Genomic DNA, 22312 nt, shown 5'->3' with positions numbered 1-22312 from the left:
CGCAAGAACTTACATGGCGGCTGATCTCCTCCGATACCTCAGCGGCGCAGGTCATACCCGGTTCGTGATGTGGCCGAGAGCGGCTTGTGAGTCAGCCGGGGGACAAAACCACCGCCCCGGGCATCTGCGGGCGGCATGTGACGAACGCCACAGGCCTCGAACGGTCTCCGTGATGGTCTCGTGATTACCGCGGAGACGGGGCGGGAAGTGCTTGCTGTGGTCGAGGCCGCAGCGCCTTCACGGCCCAGCCCAGTAGGGGGAGAAACCCATGCAGAGTGTTAAGCGCCCTGGACGCACCGCGCCCAAGCGGCCGCAGCTCGTCGTCGAGCCCGAGCCGGAGGGCGTCGAATCCGACGACTTCGAGGCTGACGAGCTCGACGCGTACGACACCTTCGAGATGTTCCGGGTGATCTGCCCGGACTGCGTGCAGCCCATCGCGCTCCTCGCGGACGAGGAAGTCCTGCCGGAGCACGCGCTGTGCGCCTCGCCGTGGAACCCGTTCGGGCTGACGGTCTGCGCCGGTACGGGTCGTGAGGCGGCCGACGCCCGGTCCGCCGACGAGTCCGCGGAGCCCCAGGAGCAGGACACCGCACTGCTGTTGACGCTCCCTCAGGGCCTCGACTGGCGGACGCAGCCCTTCTCGCACGTCGGCGGACCCAGCTCGCGCCCGATGCGGGTGCCGGACATGCGCCGCGCCGCCTGAGCGCACCCACTCAGCCCCAGTAGCTGCCCTGCACCATGGCCCGCAGGCTGCCGTGGTGCAGGATCAGTGTGTCCGGGTCCGCCGGGACGGCCACCTCGCCGAAGTACACCTGGCGGTAGGCGACGCGCAGCATCACGATCGCGTGCCGGAGTGCCGCGTACAGGGTGTAGAAGTCCATGTCGCGCGGGGTGTGGCCGGTGAGTTCGGCATACCGGGCCTCCACCCGGTCCCGGCGGAAGAACTCCGGCAGGCCCACCTGGCCGAAGGCAACCGTGAGGTCCTGGAAGAAGCGGTGCAGGTAGACGGTCCAGCCGAGGTCCACCTCGCGCGGGGCCGGGGCCGCCATCTCCCAGTCGAGGACGGCGACGGGGTCGAACCCGTCGTAGACGACGTTCCCGATGCGCGCGTCGCCCCAGTTGAGGACCGGTTCGCCCGGGTCGCTCGGCCAGAGGTCCGTCAGCCGGTCGAAGGCGCTCTCGATGAGGGGTGAGCGGGCCAGCCCGTCAACCACCCATTCGTAGTAGGCGCGTTGGAACGCGACGTGGCGGTGCAGGGCGTCGCCGTCGCCCGGGAGGGTGAGGAACTCGGCCTCGGGCAGCGGGACTTGGTCGTGGAGACGGGCGAGGAGTGCGACCGAGGCGGCCTCCAGGTGTTCGCGTTCGGCGTCGGTCGCGGCGTGCAGCCAATTGCCCTCGTACGTATACGGCATGACGTCCGGCGGTACACGTCCCTCGACGCGCTCCATGACGAAGAAGGGTGCGCCGAGCGGGCCCGGATCCTCCTCCAGCCAGCGGACCTTCGGCACCGGTACGTCCGTGCGGTCGGCGACCAGGCGCATGGTGCGGAACTGACCCGGCATGTCGTAGACCGGGAAGACGGTGTACGCCGCCGGGTCGGCCGCGAGTCTCAACGCGCAGGCGTGGAGCGGGGGTTCGGGGTGCTCGATGTCGAAGAGCAGGGTCTCGCTGGACATGCCGTTCGACGCGGGGACGGTGACACGGACGGCCTTGGCGCCGGGCAGACGGGTGTCGAGCCAGGCGGTGAGGCGGTGGGCGAGCTCCTCGGGGTCGCGGGTGGTGGTGCGGGGGCGGGGCGCTGTCGCCATGTCGTCTCAACTCCCTTACGGTGCCGCCGAGATGTCACCTCGACTGCCTTACGGGGCGACCGAGTCGAAGCCGGTGAAGCCGCTCGGGTCGTGACGGCCGAAGGAGCCGTGCTCGAAGATGCCGTGGCCGATCCGGCCGTCGAGGCGGAAGCGGGCCGCGTGGTCGGTGACGCCATAGGTGGCGAGTGGAGCGGGTTGTGTGAGGTCGTAGGTGCGTCGGTCGAGCCACTCACGGCCGCGCCAGGTGCCGTGCTGCCAGTCGTCGGCGGGTGGGTAGCCGGCGCCGATCGCCAGGGGTGAGGAGGTCAGGATCTCGACTTCGAGTTCCTGGGGTTTGCGTGCGTCGCCGAGGTGGATGAGGGCGCGCTCGGGGTGGCGGGTGCCGGGGCGGTAGGTGATCTCGGTCTGGGGCCAGCCGAGTTGGCGGTCGCGGTGGCCGGGGTGGACGACGGTCGCCTCGTTCAGGGTGCGGTAGCCGTCGGCGTCCTCCTGGACGATGACCATGAGGAAGCGGTCCTCGAAGCGGACCGGGCACCAGATCCAGTGGAAGCCCTCGGTCGGGTGGTCCTCGGCGAGCCGCCCGCCCTCCTCGCCGGGGATCGGCCGCACACCCCAACTGCGGTCACGGGTACCGGTCCAGCCGCCGGTGGAGACCTGGAACTCCTCGTCGCCGGCGCGGATCACGCCCTCCACGCCGCCCGCCTGGACGAAGCGGCGCCCTTCGAGGGTGAGCCGGTCGCCGCGGTACTGGACGTGGTGGGGTTCCCAGAGGGCGGGGAACTCAGCGGTCCAAGTGAGGTCGTACGAGAGGGAGTTGTCCTCGCAGCGCAGGCGGAGCCGGTGCAGGGGTTCCGCCACCTCGATGCTCAGCGGGCCGACGGTGAGGTGCATGCGGTCGTCGCCGAGGGCGTCCGAGGCGCGGACCGCGTGCAGTACGTCTCCGGTGCGGAGGGTCGCGTAGGCGTCGATCACGCCCACGTTGGGGTAGACGCCGAGGCCGAGGATCAGCAGGGCGCGGCCCTCGTGGTCGAACACGTGGAAGATGCAGCGGTCGTAGGCGTTCCGGTCCCCGGTCGCGACGTGCTTCATCGACAGGGGGACCTGGTGCACGGGGTACTCGTCGAGGGGCACGGGACGGTCGTCTGCCACGGCTAACCTCCCCTGGGGACAATGGAGGTGACGGTACGTCAGGTGGCGTGCGGTCGCCATAGCCGTGACCTGTACGCCGGTGAACTCACGCTCGATTACCCGCACCGGTGACTTGTCGACATGCCCTTGCGTTGCCTCGGTATGACCCCCACATATGCGCCGACCGGGCGTCAGCGCCGGATCTTCGTCCCCGTACCCGCAGAATCGGTTCCCCCGGCGCCGCCGCAGCCCCAGGATCCGCCGATCTACCGTGATCTCCTGCGGACTTGGGCCGACCGGGGCCGCACCCTGCCGGGGCGTCACGACCCGGAGTGGGTGCGGCTGGCGGCGCCGCCGCTCAGGTCTGCCCGGTGGATCAGGTCGGAGGGGATCGACGGCGCCTGATCGGCCATGGGGTTCTCCCGCACGAGGCTGTCCGAGGCAGGGACGCCGACAGCCGGCCACTCGGACCGTACCCGCCTGCCACGCTCCCCCGCGTCGATGGCCACTGGGCCGAGCAGGCCGAAGAGGGGCGTGGCCGGGGCGCGGGAGTTGGGCGCCACGTCGGCGGCCCGATGACTCCGGACAGACCCCGGGCGTCAGCCGGTTCGGTGGGCTTCGGGACCCGCCAGGTGGCGGGCGATGACCATGCGTTGGATCTGGTTCGTGCCCTCGACGATCTGCAGGACCTTCGCCTCGCGCATGTAGCGCTCGACCGGGAAGTCCGCGGTGTAGCCGTATCCGCCGAGCACCTGGACGGCGTCGATGGTCGCCTTCATCGCGGTGTCGGTGCAGTGGAGTTTGGCCATGGCGGCCTGTTTGGCGAACGGGCGGCCCGCGTCGCGCAGCCGGGCCGCCGCGAGGTAGAGGGCGCGGCCCGCCTCGATCTGGGTGGCCATGTCGGCGAGCATGAAGCGCAGGCCCTGGAAGTCGGAGATCGGGCGTCCGAACTGCTGTCGGCCGGTCGCGTAGGCCACCGCCTCGTCGAGCGCGGACTGGGCCAGGCCGATCGCGCAGGCCGCGATGCCGAGCCGCCCGGAGTCCAGTGCGGACAGGGCGATCGCGAAGCCCTGGCCCTCTTCGCCGAGGCGCCGCTCGTCGGGGACCCGGACGCCGTCGAAGTGCACCTGGGCGGTGGGCGAGCCCTTCATGCCCATCTTCTTCTCCGGCACCGCGCCGCTCAGGCCGGGCGCGTCACCGGGCACCAGGAAGGCGCTGATCCCGCGCGGGCCGTCCTCGCCGGTGCGGGCCATGACCGTGTAGAAGTCGGCGATGCCGCCGTGGGTGATCCAGGCCTTGGTGCCGTCGATCACCCAGTCGTCGCCATCGCGGACCGCTTTCGTGCGCAGGGAGGCCGCGTCGGAGCCGGAGGACGGCTCGGACAGGCAGTAGGCGCCCAGCAGTCCGCCGCCGAGCATCGCGGGCAGGTACTCGACCTGCTGCTGCTTGGTGCCGTAGTTGGCCAGCGCGTGGCAGGAGAGGGAGTGGACGCTGACGCCGAGGCCGACCGTGAGGCGGGCCGCCGCGAGCTCTTCTAGGACCTGGAGGTAGACCTCGTACGGCTGGTCGCCGCCGCCGTACTCGGAGTCGTACGGCAGGCCGAGCAGTCCCGACCGGGAGAGCAGGGTGAAGACCTCGCGCGGGAAGTGTCCGGCGTCCTCTTCCTCGGCCGCCCTCGGGGCGATCTCACGCTGCGCGATGTCGCGGGCCAGCGAGATCAGATCCCGGGCCTCGTCCGTGGGCAGTTGCCGGTCCACCGGCTGCGGGGCGCGGTCGGGCATGGCGACGCTCTCCTCCCTGTCGGGCACATCGGCGGGCGTACGCCTGGGGTCGAGGCGACGTGCCGGGTACCGCACGGATGCGGCCACTGCTCCTACTTCCGGGTCTCGGAAGCGGCTGACCAGCGGCTCTGCGCTGTGAGTATGCCCGATCGGAGGTCTCTCGTCACCAGTTAACGACCGCTTACTTCAAGAATAACCCGATCGTTCGAAACTGGTCCGGACCGCTGGTTCAGCCGTCCCGGCGGGCAGGCTTGGGCGCCGGGTGCGCGGGGTCCAGTTCCTCGATGGCGCGCAGGGTGCCGCCGAGGGTCTTCACGAGGATTTCGCGCATCGTCTCGCGGGAGAGGTCGGAGGTGCTGATCCACTCCAGGGTCGCGCCCTCGACGCTGCACACCCAGCCGAACAGGCCCATGCGGGCGATCCGGGAGATGTCGGTGCGGCCGTACGCCCCGTCGGCGATGGTCGCGACGATCGCCGCGCGCACCCCGTCACGGATGGCGTGCACCTCGGTGTCGAAGCCGACGCCGCCGCTGACGATGGTGCGGTACGCGGCCTGGTTGTGCTCGGCCCAGCGCAGGTAGCTGTCCATCGTCCGCTGTACGCGGTCCAGTTGGGGCAGTTCGAGGCCGCTCGCCGCGAAGGTCACCAGGTCGGCCACCGAGTCGTTGATGATCGCCAGGTAGTAGCCGCGCTTGGACTGGAAGTAGTAGTAGATCAGCCCCTTGGCGACATGGGCCTGCCGCGCGATGTCGTCCATGGACAGCGCGTCGTAGGACGTGTCGGCGAACAACTTCCGGCCGATGGTGATGAGTTCGGCGCGGCGCGCCAAGGAACGCTCGGTACCGCGCGCCCGGGGACGTGGGACGTCACGCTGCTGACTGATTTCCAATTTCGACTCTGGCTCTCCAACTGGGCTGGGTCAACCGCAGTATGGCAGGTCGCGTATGCGTCAGGTCACAGCAGGCCGATTTGGGTCACGAGCATCGCGATCACCACGACGAGGGTCCAGCCCATGACGTGTTCGGCGATCTTCGGACCGTCGCCCTTGGGGCCGCCGGTGCGGGTACGGGTGCGGGCGGCGCTGGCTGAGTGTGCGGTCATGGTGGCTCGCAGAGGTCGGATGTGCGGTGGACTCCCCCGTTCTGTCCACCTTGCCATCCATATCGTCTTCTGCGCCGGAGACCTTGGTCACAGGCGCCTGGGTCACAGGCGCCTGTGCCACCGAGCCGCGGGTCAGCGCACGCCCACCGCCGCGAGTGCCTTGCGCTGGCGGGCGGTCGGGTGCGCCGGGAAGTAGAGGTAGCAGACGCCGCCGGTACCGGAGGAGAGCTTGCCGGAGGCGTTGTACCGCTTGGTGCGCAGCCAGATGTTCTCCCACTCGCGCCGGTTGTAGACGCGGCGGACGGCCGGATCACTGGGCGAGTTGGGGTCGTTGGCGATCACGTCGCCGTCGGCGGTGAAGCCGATCACGGTCATGAGGTGGCCGGAGGTGCCGTATCCCGCGCCGGTCAGCTCGCTGCTCAGGAACGACTGGGACGTTATGGCCGGGATGCCCGCCGCGATCAGCGTCTCCAGGTCGGTGAGCGAGCCGAGCCGGGTGACCACGCCCTGGAGGTCCTGGTACGTCGCCGCGTAGGCGACGTTGAACGGCCAGTTGCCGCAGCCCCGGTACTGGTAGTCATAGGTGAAGCGGGCCGCGTTGTCGACCTGCGGGTCGGCGTAGGTCGGGTCGACCCAGGCGAGTTGCTCGGGGGTGAGCCGGCCGCCCCAGTACTCGATGATCATCTGCGAGGAGGTGGGGCTGCACCAGGCCTCGCCGCCGTTGTCGTACTCGGGATACTGGCCGACGTGGATCTCCTGCGAGTAGCGCGGGACGATCAGCTCCTGGGCCAGACCGGGAGTCGATGCCGGGACCGTGAAGCGGTCCGGGACGTCGGAGCCCATCGCGCCGAGCCGCCACACAGTGGGGGTGAGCTTGGTGCCGGGCTTGCGGTAGAGGGTCAGGCGGAGTCGGTACGACGCCAGGCGCAGCCCCGTGGTCGCGTCGTCGATCGCGAAGGTGTCCGTCCAGATGGTGGACTTGCCGTCCGTCTGGTCGTCGACGGAGGTCCGCTTGATGTCCTGGTCGCCGGCCGCCCAGCGGCCCATCACGTACCAGGGCGTGTCCGTGCCGTCGGAGTACGTGCCGCGCAGTTCGACCTGGAGCCAGGTGCCGGCCGGGGTGTGCGCGTTCCAGGAGGCGATCGTCTCCGTCGCGGGGACCGAGAGCTCGTGGACGGGCGACGTCCAGGTCGCGTACTCCCAGGCGGCGGTCTTGCCCGTGTGCGGGTCCGTGTAGTCGACGCTGCCTAGGGCGGCGGCGATGGCGAGGCCCGGGCGGGGGCCCGCGACGGCGCGGGTGCCCAGGGCGGTGCCGCAGCGCCAGTCGGCGTAGGTGGTCCAGACGTGGTTGTCGACCGCGCCCGTCGGGGCCTGGTCGGATTCGGTGGCGTCGGCGGCGGTCGCGGTGGCGGCGACCGCGGGGCCCGCGCCGCTCACCACCGCGGCGGCGACCGCGGCGGCCAGGACGGTTCTACGGGACGGCTGTTCGGCTCTGCTCATGAGCGGAGGACCCCCAGGTGTCCGGTTCGGGACAGATCCATTGGACGGCTGTGCGCCAACTATGGACACAGACGGCATGCCCCTGCCAGCACTTCGGGCCATGCCACGCCCACCAATATTGGTATCGACCACTGGCATGACCTGGGACGGGGCCCGCCGCTCCCTAGAATGTCCCGGCGACCTGCGGCTTCACCTCCACGACCTCCCGGGACAAGACATGCACGACCTCGCCCGCCGACTCCGCCGTCTGCCCCCGTCCTGCGGCCCGGTCCGGCTCGTCGGCGTCGACGGGCACGCGGGGTCCGGGAAGTCCACGTTCGCCGGGCAGCTGGCCGCGGCGCTGGGCGGAGCGCCGGTGCTGCACCTGGACGATCTCGCCAGTCACCACGAACTGTTCGGCTGGACCGAGCGGCTGCTGAGCCAGGTGATCACACCGCTCGGCCACGGCGGGACCGCGCACTACGCCCCCTACGACTGGCACACCCGGCACTTCGGGACACCTCGCGCGCTGCCGCCCGCGCCCGTGGTCCTGATCGAGGGCGTCGGCGCAGGCCGCCGTGCGGTACGCCCGTTCCTCGCGCGGCTGCTGTGGATGGAGACGCCCCGGGAGGAGTCCTGGGACAGGGGTCGACTGCGGGACGGGGCGGAGCAGCGGGACTTCTGGGACGGGTGGGTCGAGGCCGAGCGCGAACACTTCGCCGAGGACCCTTCACGACCGTACGCGGACCTCCTGGTACGGCAGTTGGTGAAGGGGTACGAGGTGCTCCCGGGACCTTCCGGGACGGTTGGACCGGACCACGAAGTCACCCACGGTGACGAACCGCCCGCAGTGTGCTGAACTTGTGAAGACCCTCACTCGTGAACTTCCTTGAGTGCCTCAACTCGGCTTGACCCAGGGGCCGTACAGGTCTTACGTTCTGAATGTGCGGCCGTTCGGAGCCGCCCAGAGTCGCGAAGCCCCCGGTTGTTCCCCCGTGATCGGGGGCTTCGTTCTGCTCCAGCCCACCTTTTCGGCCGCTACGAGCGGTGATTTGCTCACCCTCGGTCACCGGCCCGTGTGCGCCCCATCTGCTCCCACCTCGCCAAACGGCCTGTGCGGCACCCTTCGATGGGCGACTGCCCCGCAGGTACGATGCCCAGGGTGCGACCATCGGACGGCTGCTTCGCGCACCACGGCAACTCCCGTCCACGGCACAGCGGTTCGACCCAGACTGCCGACGGGCGCCGGCCCGGCGGTGAATCAACGGGGGCACGGTTTGTGGGGGGACGTGATGGACTTCGGCACGCAGGGCCCCGAGGCCCCGGCCGACCTCGCGTGGCTGCGAGGCGTGGACGCCTACACGATGGGCGCTTATCCGCAGGCGGAGGAGGAGTTCCGCACCGCGGTACGGATGGATCCGGGGATGGCCGACGGCTGGCTCGGACTGCACGCGCTGCGCGTCGACACGACGACCGCGCTGCTGCGGATGTACCGGCACCGGGAACGCTTCGGGGAACAGCGCACCAGGCACCGCCGCACGCTCAACTCCTGGTACTGGCTGGGCTGGTGGGTCCAGCCCGTGCTGGAGAGCCCGCGTGATCTGCTGCTCGCGCACGCCTCGCACTGGCTGGACGGCCGCCATGTGCCGGAGCTGGACCGGGCGTTGGCTGGACTGCCGCCCGTCGACACCGACCACCAGGTCCGCTTCCTGCACGCCTGCCGCGCCTATCTGGTCAAGGACTGGGAGCAGTTGGTCCGGCACACGGACCCGCTGATCAACGACCAACTCCTGGGCATCGAGGCGGGGTTGTTCGGCGGGATGGCCCGGGTGCGGCTGGAGATGTACGGCCAGGCGGAACCACTGCTGTCCTCGGCGCTGATGCGCTGTCGCAGCGAACAGCCCCAGCGCAAGGAGCTGCGGTACTGGCTGGCGCGGGCCCACGAGGGCACCGGGCGCAGTGCCGCCGCACTCCCCCTCTACCGGGCGGTGCACCGGGTCGACCCCGCGTTCATGGACACCTCGGCGCGGCTCGCCGCGATCACCGACTCCGACGGGTACGACGGCTCCGAGGACGTGACCGACCTCGCGGCGATCAGGCTCTCCGGCGGGCAGGACGCGCTGGAGGGGCCCGACGGGCTCGATCCGCTGTTCGGCACGGAGGGGCGCGATCTGAAGCTGTCGGAGCCCGGTCTTCCGCCGACCGGGCCGCTGCCCTCCGCGGGCGACTCGGTGCGGGAGAAGACCTCGAATCCGGTGCTGCCGCTGCCCACGGGGCCCACCGATCCCGTCCTGCTGGAGGAGGCGCTCAACGAGCTGGAGCGCATGGTGGGGTTGGAGCCGGTCAAGCGCCAAGTCAAGGCGCTGTCGGCACAGTTGAACATGGCGCGGCTGCGGGCCGGGCAGGGGCTGCCGGTCCAGCCGCCGAAACGGCACTTCGTCTTCTCGGGGCCCTCGGGTACCGGCAAGACCACCGTGGCGCGCATTCTCGGGCGGGTCTTCTACGCCCTCGGGCTGCTCGGCGGGGACCACCTCGTCGAGGCGCAGCGGGCCGACCTGGTCGGTGAGTATCTGGGCCAAACGGCTGTGAAGGCCAACGAGTTGATCGACTCGGCGATCGGTGGGGTGCTCTTCGTCGACGAGGCCTATTCGCTCTCCAACTCCGGTTACGGCAAGGGGGATGCGTACGGCGACGAGGCCCTGCAGGTGCTGTTGAAGCGGGCCGAGGACAACCGCGACCACCTCGTGGTGATCCTGGCCGGCTACCCGGAGGGCATGGACCGGCTGCTGGCCGCCAACCCCGGGCTGTCGTCCCGCTTCACGACTCGCGTCGACTTTCCTTCGTACCGTCCGCTTGAACTCACGTCCATCGGCGAGGTGTTGGCTGCCGAGAACGGTGACGTGTGGGACGAGGAGGCGTTGGACGAGCTGCGGTCGATCGCCGGGCATGTTGTCGACCAGGGGTGGATCGACGAGCTGGGGAACGGGCGGTTCCTGCGGACGCTGTACGAGAAGAGCTGTGCGTATCGGGATCTGCGGTTGTCGGTGTATCCCGGGATGTTGTCTCGGGATGACCTGTCGACGTTGCGGTTGCCGGATCTGATGCAGGCGTACGGCGAGGTGTTGTCGGGGCGGGGTCCTGCCGGGGGCTGAGCGGTACGCACTGGCTCGGGGGGATCTGTTGTTGCGCGGCTGCGGCCCGGTGGGAGCTGGTCGCGCAGTTCCCCGCGCCCCTTGGGTGGGCACGGGGAACCTGCGTCTGTCAGGCGCCGCCGGCTTTAGGCCTCAGCCAAGCCCCGCCTGCTTCAAAGCCGTCAGCTCGGTACCGTTTCCTTCAGCTCCGCCGTCCGCGGCTGTGCCGGGACCTCGCGGTGGGCCGGGTCCGTCACCTCGCCCACCAGCAGCTCCAGTACGTCCTCCAGGGCGACCAGGCCCAGCACCTTGCCGGACGCGTCGGCGACCTGGGCCAGGTGGGTCGCCGCTCGGCGCATCACCGTCAGGGCGTCGTCCAGGGGGAGTTCGGATCGTAGCGTCGTCATGGGGCGCCAGATCTGCTGCGGTACCGCCCGCTCGGACTCCTCCAGGTCGAGTACGTCCTTCACGTGGAGGTAGCCCATGAAAGCGCCTGTCTCCGCCGCGACAGGGAAGCGGGAGTAGCCGGTGCGGGCCGTGAGGGCGACGATCTCGCCCGGGGTGACCGACGGGCTGACCGTGACCAGGTCCTCGCGGCGCAGGAGCACGTCCGTGACCGGGCGGGAGCCCAACTCCAGGGCGTCCTCCAGGCGTTCCTGCTCCTCGGGGTCGAGGAGGCCGGCCTGTCCCGAGTCCTCCACCAGGCGGTTGAGCTGTTCGCTGGTGAAGACGGCCTCGACCTCGTCCTTGGGCTCGACGTGGAAGAGCCGCAGGATGCCCTGGGCGACGGCACCGAGGGCGATGGTGATCGGCTTGCAGACCCGTGCGAAGGCGACCAGGCCGGGGCTGAGCCACATCGCGGCCTTCTCCGGCGCGGCCATCGCGAGGTTCTTCGGGACCATCTCGCCGATGACGAGGTGGAAGAAGACCACGGCGGCGAGCGCGAGGATGTAGCCGAGAGGGTGGATCATGCCGTCGGGCAGATGCATCCACTCGAAGACCGGCTCCAGCACGTGCGCGACCGTCGGCTCGGCCACCGCGCCCAGCGTCAACGAGCAGACGGTGATGCCGAATTGGGCCGCCGCCATCATCTGCGGGAGCCGCTCCAGGCCGTAGAGGACCTGTCGGGCGCGGGCCGTGCCGAGGGGTTCGATCTGGCTGCGGCGGACGGAGACGAGGGCGAACTCGGCGCCGACGAAGAAGCCGTTGGCGAGCACCAGCAGGACGGCGAAGAGGAGTTGGAGGACGGTCATCGGGCCGCCTCCATGACGTTCACGGCGGGAGTCGTGCGGACCAGGCGGACGCGTTCGGCGCGGTAGTGGCCCACCTGGCGTACCGAGAGGCGCCAGCCCGGGAGTTCGGCCTTGTCGCCGGGGGCCGGGATGCGGCCGAGGAGGTCGGCGACCAGGCCGGCGACGGTCTCGTACGGTCCCTCGGGGACGTCCAGACCTATGCGTTGGAGGATGTCGACGCGGCAGCTGCCGTCGGCGTCCCAGGCCGGCTTGCCGTCCTCCGGTGGTGCCGCGGCGAGTTCGGGGACGTCCTGGCCGTCGTGCTCGTCGCGGACCTCGCCGACGAGTTCCTCGACGATGTCCTCCAGGGTGACCACGCCCGCCGTACCGCCGTACTCGTCGACGACGACGGCGATCGGCTGTTCGCTGCGCAGCCGGGCGAGGAGGGGCTGGACGGGCAGGGTCTCGGGGACCAGTACCGGGGACTTGGCGATGCTGGTGACGGAGGTGCGCAGCCGGTCGTGCGAAGGCACTGCCAGCGCGTCCTTGAGGTGGACCATGCCGACGATCTCGTCGATCTTCTCCCGGTAGACGGGGAAGCGGGACAGACCGGTGGCGCGGGTCAGGTTGACCACGTCCTCGGCGGTCGCCGACGACTGCAGCGCGCTGACCTTCACGCGCGGGGTCATGACGTGCTGCGCGGTCAACTCGCCGAGCGACAGCGTCCGTACGAAGAGGTCGGCGGTGTCCTGCTCCAGGGTGCCGGCCTGTGCCGAGTGCCGGGCGAGGGAGACGAGTTCGCCGGGGGTGCGGGCGGAGGCCAGCTCCGCGGTGGGCTCGACGCCCAGGGCGCGGACGAGCCGGTTGGCGACCGCGTTGAGCGCGGCGATCACCGGGCGGAACAGCTTCGCGAAGGCGTGCTGCGGTGCGGCGACGAAGCGCGCGACCTGCAAGGGCCGCGACACCGCCCAGTTCTTGGGCACGAGTTCGCCGATCACCATCTGCACGGCGGAGGCCAGCAGCATGCCGACGACCACGGCGACACCGGACACGGCGCCCTCGGGGATGCCGATCGCGCTGAACGGGCCGTGCAGCAGTTCCGCCAGGGCCGGTTCGGCGAGCATGCCGACGACCAGGGAGGTGATGGTGATGCCGAGCTGGGTGCCGGAGAGCTGGAAGGACAGCTCCTTGAGCGACTCGACGACCGTGGCGGCCCGTCGGTCGCCCTCGGCGGCGGCCTTCTCGGCCTCGGGACGCTCCACGGTGACGAGCCCGAATTCGGCCGCGACGAAGAAGCCGTTGGCCAGAATCAGCAGGATCGCCGCTCCGAGGAGCAACAAGGGGATGGTCATGCCGCCGCCTCGATATGTCGGGAGGGGGCGGCGCAGGTACTACAGGACGATCCGTCCATCGCTGGAGGGAGTCACTCCTCGGGTCGCAGGGTGCCTCTGAAGACAGGGGGGAACATCGGTGGCGGAGGCGGGAACGAAAAACGCCACCGACAACAGATTAATCAAGACATGGCCCTCTACGGCAGATCCCTCAGCGACCTGTCCTCGGCGAGCGCCCGCAGAGTGCGCGCGTCGGCGATGGCCCGCTCCTTGGCGATACCGGGCTGGATGCCGAGCACGGGCAGGCTGGTGCCGTCGCTCAGGTCGATGAACACCCAAGGATCGCCGGGCCGCAGATTCACCTGGAGGATCTCGGCCCACGCCAGCCGGCGCCTGCTGACGATGTTCACGACGGTCACACCGGACTCGTCGGCGACGACCTTCACGCGCGCGAGCACGGCCAGCACGGCGAAGAGGAGGGCACCGGTGAAGACGAAGCTGAGCTTCTCCCCCGGGGTGAGCTGCTCCAGGAGCATCGCGACGGTCGTGATGACGACGAAGATCGCGGTGCCCGCGGTGAGCAGCACGGCGCGGGTGCGGCCCGGCCGGAACGTGACCGGCAGGGCGGGGAGTTCGGACATGGTCGGCGTGGTCCTCGGTATGTTCCTCGGCGTGTTCCTCAGAGACGGCAGGCGTGGATGGCCGTCGTCAGGATGGCCCGGGCGCCGATGTCGTACAGGTCGTCCATGATCCGCTGCGCTTCCTTGGCGGGGACCATCGCGCGTACGGCGACCCAGCCCTCGTTGTGCAGCGGGGAGACGGTCGGGGACTCCAGGCCGGGGGTGAGCGCGACGGCCTTCTCCAGCTGCTCGACCCGGCAGTCGTAGTCCATCATCACGTAGGTCCGGGCGACCAGGACGCCCTGGAGGCGGCGCAGGAACTGCTGGACCTTCGGTTCCTCGACGTCGGCGCCCTTGCGGCGGATGACGACGGCCTCGGACTTCATGATGGGGTCGCCGAAGACCTCCAGGCCCGCGTTGCGGAGCGAGGTGCCGGTCTCGACGACGTCCGCGATGACTTCGGCGACGCCCAGCTCGATGGCGGTCTCCACGGCGCCGTCCAGGTGGACCACGGCGGCGTCGATGCCGCTGTCGGCGAGGTGTTTGGCGACGATTCCCTCGTACGAGGTGGCGACCGTCTTGCCCTTGAGGTCCTCCATGCTGCTCGCCTCGCCCGGCTTGGAGGCGAAGCGGAACGTGGAGCGGGCGAAGCCGAGCGGGAGGATCTCCTCGGCGCTCGCGGCGGAGTCGATGAGGAGGTCGCGGCCTGTGATGCCGATGTCGAGGCGGCCGGAGGAGACGTAGATCGCGATGTCGCGGGGGCGGAGGTAGAAGAACTCGACCTCGTTGACCGGGTCGACGATCCGCAGTTCCTTGGACTCCCGGCGCTGCTGGTAGCCGGCCTCATGCAGCATGTCCGCCGCAGGTCCTGACAGGGAACCCTTGTTGGGGACGGCGATGCGCAGCATGAGGTCGGCTTCCTTCGCGAGAAAAGGGGGTGAACTGTCTGGAATGGTTCTTAAGGGGTTCTACAGGTGGGCGTAGACGTCGTCCAGCGAGATTCCGCGGGCGACCATCATCACCTGGACGTGGTAGAGCAGCTGCGAGATCTCCTCGGCAGCCGCCTCCTTGCCCTCGTACTCGGCGGCCATCCAGACCTCGGCGGCCTCTTCGACGACCTTCTTGCCGATGGCATGGACGCCCTTGCCGACCAGCTCTGCGGTGCGGGAAGTGGCGGGGTCGCCGGTGGCGGCCTTCTGCTGGAGCTCGGTGAAGAGCTCCTCGAACGTCTTATTGGACATGGTGCTGCCCACCCTATTGCAAACAATCGTGGGCTTAACGCCACGGTTCAGATACTGAGCGGAGGATGGCCGCCGTCGCGACGGCAGCCGTCACCGCCTCGTGCCCCTTGTCCTCGTTCGAGCCCTCCAGGCCTGCCCGGTCGAGGGCCTGCTCCTCGGTGTCGCAGGTCAGGACGCCCATGCCGACGGGGACGCCGGTCTCGACCGAGACCTGGGTGAGGCCCTGGGTCACGCCCTGGCACACGTACTCGAAGTGGGGGGTGCCGCCGCGGACGACGACACCGAGGGCGACGATCGCGTCGTAGCCCCGGCCCGCCAACACCTTTGCCACGACCGGGAGTTCCCAGCTGCCGGGGACCCTGAGCAGGGTCGGCTCGTCGATCCCCAGGTCGTGCAGGGCGCGCAGCGCGCCGTCCACCAGACCGTCCATCACCTTTTCGTGCCACTGCGCCGCGATGACGGCGACCCGCAGGTCTCCGACGTTGCGTACGGACAGTTCCGGTGCGCCCTTGCCGCTCACGTTCTCTGGTCTCCTAGAAGTGCGATCGCTCGATTACTGGTTGCCGCAGGTGGACACGGGGGCCGTGTCCAGCCAGGGCAGGTCGTGCCCCATCCGGTCCCGCTTGGTGCGCAGGTAGCGGAGGTTGTGCTCGCCCGCCTGTACGGGCATCGGCTCCCGGCCGGTGACCTTGAGGCCGTGCCGGACGAGCGCGTCGGTCTTGTCGGGGTTGTTGGTCATCAGGCGCAGGCTGCGGACGCCGAGGTCCTCCAGGATCTGCGCGCCGGCGCCGTAGTCCCGGGCGTCGGCGGGCAGGCCGAGTTCCAGGTTGGCGTCGAGGGTGTCCCGGCCGCGCTCCTGGAGTTCGTACGCCCGGAGCTTGGAGAGCAGGCCGATGCCGCGTCCCTCGTGACCGCGCAGGTAGACGACCACTCCCCTGCCCTCCTCCTGGATGCGCTCCAGGGAGGCCTCCAGCTGGGGGCCGCAGTCGCAGCGCAGGGAGTGGAAGACGTCGCCGGTGAGGCACTCGGAGTGGACGCGGACCAGGACGTCCTCGCCGTCGCCGATCTCGCCGTGGACGAGGGCCACGTGCTCCACTCCGTCTACGGTGGAGCGGTAGCCGTAGGCCGTGAACTGGCCGTGGCGGGTGGGGAGTTGGACCTCGGCCTCGCGGCGGACGGTGGGCTCGGCGGCCTGGCGGTAGGTGATCAGGTCCTCGATGGAGATGATCGTCAGGCCGTGCTTGCGGGCGAACGGGATCAGTTCGGGGAGGCGGAGCATACGGCCGTCCTCGCCCGCGATCTCGACGATCGCACCGGCCGGGCGCAGGCCCGCGAGGCGGGCGAGGTCGACGGCGGCCTCGGTGTGGCCGTTGCGGACCAGCACGCCGCCGGACCGGGCGCGCAGCGGGAAGATGTGGCCGGGGCGGACCAGGTCGTCGGGCTCGGCGTCGCCGCTCGCGAGGACCTGAAGCGTGGTCGCGCGGTCGGAGGCCGAGATACCCGTGGTCACACCGTGAACGGGCGAGGCGTCCACGGAGACTGTGAACGCGGTTTTCATCGACTCGGTGTTGTCCTCGACCATCTGCGGGAGCCGGAGCCGGTCCAGCTCGTCGCCCTCCATGGGGGCGCAGATCAGGCCGCGGCACTCGCTCATCATGAAGGCGATGATCTCGGGGGTGGCCTTCTCGGCGGCGATGACGAGGTCGCCCTCGTTCTCGCGGTCCTCGTCGTCGACGACCACGACGGGGCGGCCTGCCGCTATGTCCGCGATGGCCTGCTCGACCGGGTCGAGGGAGAAGTCCTCGAAACCGTCGGTGCTGTACAGGATCGGTGCCGCTGTCATGCCGGCGCTCCTTCCAGGACGGGCTGCGGGGTCTGGCGGGAGCGCAGCCACCAGTCGCGCATGCCCCACAGGACGAGCGCGCCGTAGATGACGTAGACGAAGCCGGAGAACGCGAAGCCGTTGGCGAAGTTGAGGGGGACGCCGACGAGGTCGACGAGGAGCCAGGCGAACCAGAACTCGACCATGCCGCGGGCCTGGGCGTACATCGCGACGACGGTGCCGACGAAGATGTAGGCGTCGGGCCACGGGTCCCAGGAGAGCGAGGGGTACGCCTTGAAGAGGGCGGCTACCGCGACCGTGCCTACGGCGGCGGAGCCGGCCAGGATCGCGCGCTCGCGCCAGGTGGCGAAGCGGGGGGTGATGTGGCCGTCGGCGGAGCCGCCCTTGCCGCGGTTCCACTGCCACCAGCCGTAGACCGCGACGACCATGACGACGATCTGCTTGCCGGCGCTGCCGGAGAGGTGGGCGGTGGCGAAGGCGGCGAAGAGGATCACGCCGGAGACGAACTGGGTGGGCCAGCTCCAGATGGAGCGCCGCCAGCCGAACGCCAGGCCTATCAGTCCGATGACGTTGCCGATCATGTCCGACCACTTGATGTGCTGGCCGAACAGGACGAAGGCCTCGGAGTTGAGCCAGTTCACGGGGTCACCTCGCGTGAACCCATCAGCCGCTCCACGTACTTGGCGATGACGTCGACCTCAAGGTTGACCGGGTCGCCGGGCTGCTTGAGGCCGAGCGTGGTCAGGTCGAGGGTGGTGGGGATGAGGCTGACGGTGAAGAAGTCGGGGCCCGCGTCGACGACGGTGAGGCTGATGCCGTCGACGGTGATGGAGCCCTTCTCGACGACGTAGCGCGTGAGATCGGCCGGGAGCGAGATCTTGACGATCTCCCAGTTCTCGGACGGCTTGCGCTCCAACACCGCGCCGGTGCCGTCGACATGGCCCTGCACGATGTGTCCGCCGAGGCGGGCGCCGAGGGCCATGGGGCGTTCGAGGTTGACGCGGGAGCCGACGGCGAGGACGCCGAGGCTGGAGCGGTTCAGGGTCTCGGCCATGACGTCGGCGGTGAACTCGTCACCCTCGTGCTCGACGACGGTGAGACAGACGCCGTTCACGGCGATGGAGTCGCCGTGCTTCGCACCCTCGGTGACGATGGGGCCGCGCAGACGAAAGCGGGAGGCGTCGTCGAGATTCTCGACGGCGGTGACCTCACCCAGCTCTTCGACGATTCCGGTGAACACTTCCCGGGTCCTCCTGCCTCATAGGGCACGGACTCCGGGGCCTGTCGAAGACGACAGAATGAAACGAACGGGAACACCGAGGACGACGCCGGACAGAACCCGTCCACACAGGACGAGCCGATACGGCGGCGCGCACGAATGCCCGCCCGCCGCGCACTGCCTCCCATCCGGACTTTAACCGTCGGTCCAGGAATTTCACCTGGTCAACCGGCCGCTGGAAGCGGACGGGTCGCGGACTGTAACCGCCGGTTCGGACTTTCACCGACCCCGGAGTGCGCTGCTTCTGGTACACGGCAAGTGTGCCACGCCCGGCAAGGGTCCATCCAGGTGAGTGGTGTGGGCTGGCTCACAGACAGTGCCGCTGGACTTCTCAACCGGCCCTCACCTGCTGGATCATATGGTCTAGTCCTTTTTGGATCTCCGGAGGGGACACCCCTGGACCGGTCCGGCGGTGGTGACGACGGCCCTTGCCCACCGCCGGGCCACTCAGCCGAACAGTTCGTCCTGCGCGCCGTCCTGCGCGGTCAGCAGCGCGCCACGCAGGACCGCGGCGCCGCCGAGGACGCTCGGGCGCACCTCTGCGGGCAACGGGGACATGCGGACGATCCGCTCGGCGACCCGTACGGCCAGTTCGTCGCCGCCGGCCTGCCCGACCTCGCCGCCGAGGACCACACAACCGGGGTCCAGCAGCGCGACGACGGCCGCGACACCGAGGGCGAGGCGGTCGGCGAGGGCGTCCAGGAAGCGGGCCGCGGAAGTGCTGCCGGGGATGCCGCCCACCTCCGCGACCGCCCACCGCACCACCTCCGCGGCACCGGCCCCGTCATCCGCGCTTCCGACGCCCAACACCCCGCACTCCCGGGCCAGTTCAAGCACCGCGCCCGCCCCGGCCAGCGAGTGGAAACCCCCTTCGCAGTCCGTCGCCGAAGGGAGGCCCCTCGTACCCGGCACCGGAAGAAAGCCGAGCTCGCCCGCGCCCCCGGACGCGCCCCTGCGCAACGCCCCGTCCAGGACCACCGCCGCGCCGATCCCCATGCCCAGCCAGAACAGGACGAACGTGTCCCGGTCGCGGGCCGCGCCGTCGCGCTGTTCTGCCAGGGCCGCGAGGTTGGTCTCGTTCTCGACGACGAGGCGGGTGCCGGGGAGGCGTTCGTGGAGGGCGGCGACCAGGCGGCGGTGCCAGGCGGGCAGGCCGGTGGTGTTGCGGAGTTCGCCGGTCGTCGGGTCGATGAGGCCGGGGGCGCCGACGCCGACGGTGTGGAGGCGCTCCGCGCCCGCCTCCTTCGCGGCGCGTTCCACCAGCGCGACGGCCTGTTCGACCGCGGGGCCGGTGCCCGACTCGCTGTCGATCGGCACGGATGCCTCGGCCAGTACCCGGCCCACCAGGTCGGAGACGAGTACGGAGACGCCCTCCAGGCGGACGTCCAGCGCGGCCAGGTGGGCGCGGTCGGCGACGAGGCCGTACAAGCGGGCGTTCGGGCCGCGCCGTTGCTCCCCGGATTCACCGACCATCTCGATCAGCCCGGAGGCCGTGAGGCGTTCGACGAGGTCGGCGACGGTCGGCCGGGACAGTCCGGTGAGCTGCTTCAACTGCCCTGCCGTCAGCGGGCCTTCCTGCTGCAGGAGTCGCAGGGCGAGCCGGTCGTTGATGGCCCGGGCGGTGCTCGGGGATGCGGGCATGCCGGGAATCCTCCCAGATCGAGGGGGTGCGGCGGGCGGCCGGTAATTCGCTATCTATCAGGCAGGGTTCCTGATAGTTTACGCGGCGCGAGCGGGGCCGAGAACACGCGAGCAGGGACTTGAGCGGCGGCGGGGACTTGAACAGCAGGAGGGGCCGACAATGAGCGAAGTGGTCTACGACCGACACGAGGTGAAGCGCGCCCGGTACGCCGTGGCGGCCGTCTTCACCGTGCACGGCGCGGTGACCGGCTCGTTCGCGACCAGGGTGCCGTGGATCCAGGACCATGCGCACGTCGCCACGGGCTGGCTCGGATTCGCCCTCGCCTTCGGGGCGTTCGGCGCCTCCTGCTCCATGCCGCTGGCCGGTTGGATCACCCACCGCTTCGGCAGCCGCACGGCACTGCGCGGGCTGATCGCCATGTGGACGATGTCCCTGGTCCTGCCGTCGCTCGCGCCGAACCTGGTCACCCTGTGCCTGGCGATGTTCACGTACGGCGCGAGCGCGGGCATGGCCGACGTCGCCATGAACGCGCTCGGCGTCGAGATCGAGCGCCTGCTCGACAAGTCGATCATGTCGGGGCTGCACGGCATGTGGAGCGCGGGCGCCCTGATCGGTTCGGCGGGGGGCACGCTCGCCGCGCACCTCGGTTCGGACGCGCGGGTGCACCACGCCATCGCGGCCGTGATCCTCACCGTGCTCGGCGTGACCGCCTGCCACTGGGTGCTCGACGTCCCTCCGGGCGTGGAGGAGGAAGCACCACCCCGGTTCACGCTGCCGCCGAAGTCCGCACTGCTCATCGGCGCGGTGGGCTTCTGCGCGGTGTTCGCGGAGGGGGCGAGCCTCGACTGGTCGGCGGTGTTCCTGAAGGACCAGTTGGGCACGTCGGCCGGTCTCGCGGCGGCCTCGACGACCGGCTTCATGCTGACGATGGCGGTGGCCCGGCTGGTGGGCGACGCGGTCGTGAACCGGTTCGGGTCGGTGCGTACGGTCCGTGCGGGCGGGGTCCTGGCCGTGTTCGGCGGGCTGCTGATCGTCCTCGCGGAGAACCCGGTACTGACGATGGGCGGCTTCGCGCTGCTCGGGCTGGGCATCGCCGTGGTCGTCCCGCTCTGCTTCGCGGCGGCGGGCCGCAGCGGGCCCAATCCGAGCCAGGCCATCGCGGGCGTCGCGACGATCACCTACACCTCGGGTCTTGTCGCACCGAGCCTGATCGGCGGGGTGGCGCAGGCGACGAGCCTGATCGTGTCGTTCTGCCTGGTCACGGCGTTGGCGGGTGGGCTCGTGGTGTTCGCGGGCGTGCTGCGCGCCGGGGACCGGGACCGCCCGAAGGTCAACTCCCCGAGCGCGGCAGTGCCCGACCCGCGGCCCTGAACCCGTCACGGCGGGGCGGACCGGGTCAGCCCGCCCTCACCTCCTCGTCAGCCGGCTATCGAGTCCAACTGCTCGGCCGCCGGACGCAGCGCCCAGAGGTCACCACCGGGTGGCGCCTCCAGCTTCGGTACGGCGGCCTTCGCCTGTGCATCGCCCGCGTCGGCCGCCGCGTGGACGACGTCGCTCGCCGCGTACCGGTGGAACTCCAGCTCCGGATGCGACCACGCGGCGGCCCCGGTCGCGGCCGGCAGCAGATAGTCCACCGCCTTCAACAGGCCCTGTCCGTCCGGGCCTTGATACGTCCACAGGTTCACGCCGACGTGTCGGCCGATGGCCGCGAGCCGGGTGTACGCGACCAGGTCGAAGGTCGAGTAGTGCCAACTCCGCGTACGCGCAAGCTCCTGCGGCTGGCTCCCGTCGCCCGCGATCTGCGGGTCGATGCGCTTGACGCGCGCGTCCAGGACCGTGCGCCTGGCCAGCGCCTTGTCGCCGGTCGCGTAGGCGAGGGCGGCCAACTGCATGTCGTAGAAGGTGCCGTGGTTGTTGGCGGCGGCGCCCTCCTCCTTGCCGAAGGCGCTGTTCTTCAGCCAGCCGAGGAAGTCGGAGTTCCAACTGGCCATCGCCGTACGGTCGTTCTTCGTCCAGCCGGGGGCGCCGGTGCCGAGGATCGCGAGGGCGTCGACGACGCTGGTGTACGACTGGGAGAAGTCGATGATGCCGATGGCGCGGCCGTCGTACTTGCACGGGATGAACTGGGCGTGGTCGAGGTTGGGGTTCATCTTCGTGGCCGGGTCGAGGAACCAGGTGCGCAGGACCTGGTCGGCCTTCTGGGCGTAGCGCTTGTCGCCGGTGTAGTACCAGGCGAGCGCGAGGTCGTACGTCGAGTCGAAGACCTTCTCCACGTCCTGGCGGTCGGTTCCCGTGTCGACCTCGGGGTTGCGCTGTCCGTCGCGCTGGACGTACGGGCAGCCCCAGGGGTTGTCCGCGGTCGGGGTGGTCGTGGGCCACCAGTACGGGGCCTGGCTCAGGTAGTCGTGAACGTCGCCGCCGGGTGCGGGCTTCGGCTTGTCGACGACCGTCCAGGGGCCCTGGGTCAGCCAGTTGTCGGCGCGGGTCGTCAACTGCTTGAGCGAGCGGCGCAGTTGGGGGTCACCGCGGTCCAGGCGGAGCTTGGTCTGCTGGAGGCGGGTGCCGTCGAGGACGGCGGTCCTGGGGACGGCCGGCGCCGCGTGTGCGGCGGCCGAGGGGACGACGACAGCCGTGAGCGTGGCCACGGCGGCGAGAAGGATGCCCAGCCGGGATCTGGCACTCGACTTTGCACTCAC

The 22312-nt window shown here is 70.2% G+C and carries 22 protein-coding genes and 1 riboswitch; of the genes, 4 read left to right on the top strand and 18 right to left on the bottom strand.

All coding sequences use genetic code 11. The features are described 5' to 3' along the window. Nucleotides 1-268: 268 nt before the first annotated feature. Nucleotides 269-703, top strand: a complete 435-nt coding sequence (locus tag AB0I69_RS18090; protein WP_363096604.1) for a hypothetical protein — start codon at nt 269-271, stop codon at nt 701-703. A 10-nt stretch (nt 704-713) separates the two neighbouring features. Here AB0I69_RS18090 and AB0I69_RS18085 read toward each other — a convergent pair whose 3' ends face one another. The 7 genes from AB0I69_RS18085 to AB0I69_RS18055 form a co-directional block, all read right to left on the bottom strand. Further along, on the bottom strand, nt 714-1808 hold the full coding sequence (locus tag AB0I69_RS18085; protein ID WP_363096603.1) for a phosphotransferase family protein: 1095 nt from the start codon (nt 1806-1808) through the stop codon (nt 714-716). 48 nt (nt 1809-1856) lie between these two features. After that, nucleotides 1857-2957: a hypothetical protein gene (locus AB0I69_RS18080; protein ID WP_363096602.1), complete on the bottom strand. Its 1101-nt coding sequence runs from the start codon at nt 2955-2957 to the stop codon at nt 1857-1859. A 299-nt stretch (nt 2958-3256) separates the two neighbouring features. Beyond that, on the bottom strand, nt 3257-3499 hold the full coding sequence (locus AB0I69_RS18075; RefSeq protein ID WP_363096601.1) for a hypothetical protein: 243 nt from the start codon (nt 3497-3499) through the stop codon (nt 3257-3259). 36 nt (nt 3500-3535) lie between these two features. Further along, nucleotides 3536-4717: an acyl-CoA dehydrogenase gene (locus tag AB0I69_RS18070; protein ID WP_363096663.1), complete on the bottom strand. Its 1182-nt coding sequence runs from the start codon at nt 4715-4717 to the stop codon at nt 3536-3538. 229 nt (nt 4718-4946) lie between these two features. Next, the gene (locus AB0I69_RS18065; protein ID WP_363096600.1) at nt 4947-5606 is read right to left on the bottom strand and encodes a TetR/AcrR family transcriptional regulator; all 660 of its coding nucleotides are present in this window, start codon (nt 5604-5606) and stop codon (nt 4947-4949) included. Between the two features lie 65 nt (nt 5607-5671). After that, nucleotides 5672-5818: an SCO1431 family membrane protein gene (locus AB0I69_RS18060; protein WP_106971847.1), complete on the bottom strand. Its 147-nt coding sequence runs from the start codon at nt 5816-5818 to the stop codon at nt 5672-5674. A gap of 132 nt (nt 5819-5950) precedes the next feature. Next, the gene (locus AB0I69_RS18055; protein ID WP_363096599.1) at nt 5951-7318 is read right to left on the bottom strand and encodes a peptidase C39 family protein; all 1368 of its coding nucleotides are present in this window, start codon (nt 7316-7318) and stop codon (nt 5951-5953) included. 217 nt (nt 7319-7535) lie between these two features. On the opposite strand from AB0I69_RS18055, the gene AB0I69_RS18050 reads away from it, so the two are divergent. Further along, nucleotides 7536-8156, top strand: a complete 621-nt coding sequence (locus AB0I69_RS18050; protein WP_363096598.1) for a hypothetical protein — start codon at nt 7536-7538, stop codon at nt 8154-8156. A 433-nt stretch (nt 8157-8589) separates the two neighbouring features. Then, on the top strand, nt 8590-10449 hold the full coding sequence (locus AB0I69_RS18045) for an AAA family ATPase (protein ID WP_363096597.1): 1860 nt from the start codon (nt 8590-8592) through the stop codon (nt 10447-10449). Between the two features lie 161 nt (nt 10450-10610). Here the strand turns inward: AB0I69_RS18045 and AB0I69_RS18040 are convergent, their stop codons facing one another. From AB0I69_RS18040 to AB0I69_RS17995, 10 genes are all read right to left on the bottom strand, one after another. Then, nucleotides 10611-11681 carry a hemolysin family protein gene (locus AB0I69_RS18040; protein WP_363096596.1) on the bottom strand — a complete coding sequence of 357 codons (1071 nt, stop codon included), beginning with the start codon at nt 11679-11681 and terminating at the stop codon, nt 10611-10613. After that, the gene (locus tag AB0I69_RS18035; protein WP_363096595.1) at nt 11678-13012 is read right to left on the bottom strand and encodes a hemolysin family protein; all 1335 of its coding nucleotides are present in this window, start codon (nt 13010-13012) and stop codon (nt 11678-11680) included. The genes AB0I69_RS18040 and AB0I69_RS18035 overlap by 4 nt, the downstream gene beginning before the upstream one ends. Nucleotides 13013-13188: 176 nt before the next feature. Then, complete coding sequence (locus AB0I69_RS18030) at nt 13189-13632, bottom strand: PH domain-containing protein (RefSeq protein WP_363096594.1); 444 nt, start codon at nt 13630-13632, stop codon at nt 13189-13191. A 38-nt stretch (nt 13633-13670) separates the two neighbouring features. Continuing rightward, the gene (gene hisG / locus AB0I69_RS18025) at nt 13671-14519 is read right to left on the bottom strand and encodes an ATP phosphoribosyltransferase (protein ID WP_363096593.1); all 849 of its coding nucleotides are present in this window, start codon (nt 14517-14519) and stop codon (nt 13671-13673) included. A 60-nt stretch (nt 14520-14579) separates the two neighbouring features. Further along, entirely contained in the window at nt 14580-14852 is a 273-nt protein-coding gene (locus AB0I69_RS18020; RefSeq protein ID WP_018534786.1) for a phosphoribosyl-ATP diphosphatase, read from the bottom strand. A gap of 34 nt (nt 14853-14886) precedes the next feature. Continuing rightward, on the bottom strand, nt 14887-15372 hold the full coding sequence (ribH, locus tag AB0I69_RS18015) for a 6,7-dimethyl-8-ribityllumazine synthase (RefSeq protein ID WP_363096592.1): 486 nt from the start codon (nt 15370-15372) through the stop codon (nt 14887-14889). Between the two features lie 33 nt (nt 15373-15405). Beyond that, entirely contained in the window at nt 15406-16695 is a 1290-nt protein-coding gene (locus AB0I69_RS18010) for a bifunctional 3,4-dihydroxy-2-butanone-4-phosphate synthase/GTP cyclohydrolase II (RefSeq protein ID WP_363096591.1), read from the bottom strand. Next, nucleotides 16692-17336: a nicotinamide mononucleotide transporter family protein gene (locus tag AB0I69_RS18005; RefSeq protein WP_363096590.1), complete on the bottom strand. Its 645-nt coding sequence runs from the start codon at nt 17334-17336 to the stop codon at nt 16692-16694. The genes AB0I69_RS18010 and AB0I69_RS18005 overlap by 4 nt, the downstream gene beginning before the upstream one ends. Continuing rightward, nucleotides 17333-17935 carry a riboflavin synthase gene (locus AB0I69_RS18000; protein ID WP_363096589.1) on the bottom strand — a complete coding sequence of 201 codons (603 nt, stop codon included), beginning with the start codon at nt 17933-17935 and terminating at the stop codon, nt 17333-17335. The genes AB0I69_RS18005 and AB0I69_RS18000 overlap by 4 nt, the downstream gene beginning before the upstream one ends. A gap of 149 nt (nt 17936-18084) precedes the next feature. Beyond that, a riboswitch (FMN riboswitch) is annotated at nt 18085-18215 on the bottom strand. A gap of 206 nt (nt 18216-18421) precedes the next feature. After that, nucleotides 18422-19615: an ROK family transcriptional regulator gene (locus AB0I69_RS17995; RefSeq protein ID WP_363096588.1), complete on the bottom strand. Its 1194-nt coding sequence runs from the start codon at nt 19613-19615 to the stop codon at nt 18422-18424. A gap of 160 nt (nt 19616-19775) precedes the next feature. Here AB0I69_RS17995 and AB0I69_RS17990 point away from each other — a divergent pair, with 160 nt between their 5' ends. After that, complete coding sequence (locus tag AB0I69_RS17990) at nt 19776-20987, top strand: MFS transporter (protein ID WP_363096587.1); 1212 nt, start codon at nt 19776-19778, stop codon at nt 20985-20987. Nucleotides 20988-21034: 47 nt separating this feature from the next. On the opposite strand, the gene AB0I69_RS17985 is transcribed toward AB0I69_RS17990, so the two are convergent. After that, nucleotides 21035-22312 carry an alginate lyase family protein gene (locus AB0I69_RS17985; RefSeq protein WP_363096586.1) on the bottom strand — a complete coding sequence of 426 codons (1278 nt, stop codon included), beginning with the start codon at nt 22310-22312 and terminating at the stop codon, nt 21035-21037.

Origin of the sequence: Streptomyces sp. NPDC050508 (genome assembly GCF_040655155.1) — a bacterium.
Classification (GTDB): Bacteria; Actinomycetota; Actinomycetes; order Streptomycetales; family Streptomycetaceae; genus Streptomyces.
This window is presented reverse-complemented; position numbering and strand designations above follow the sequence as displayed.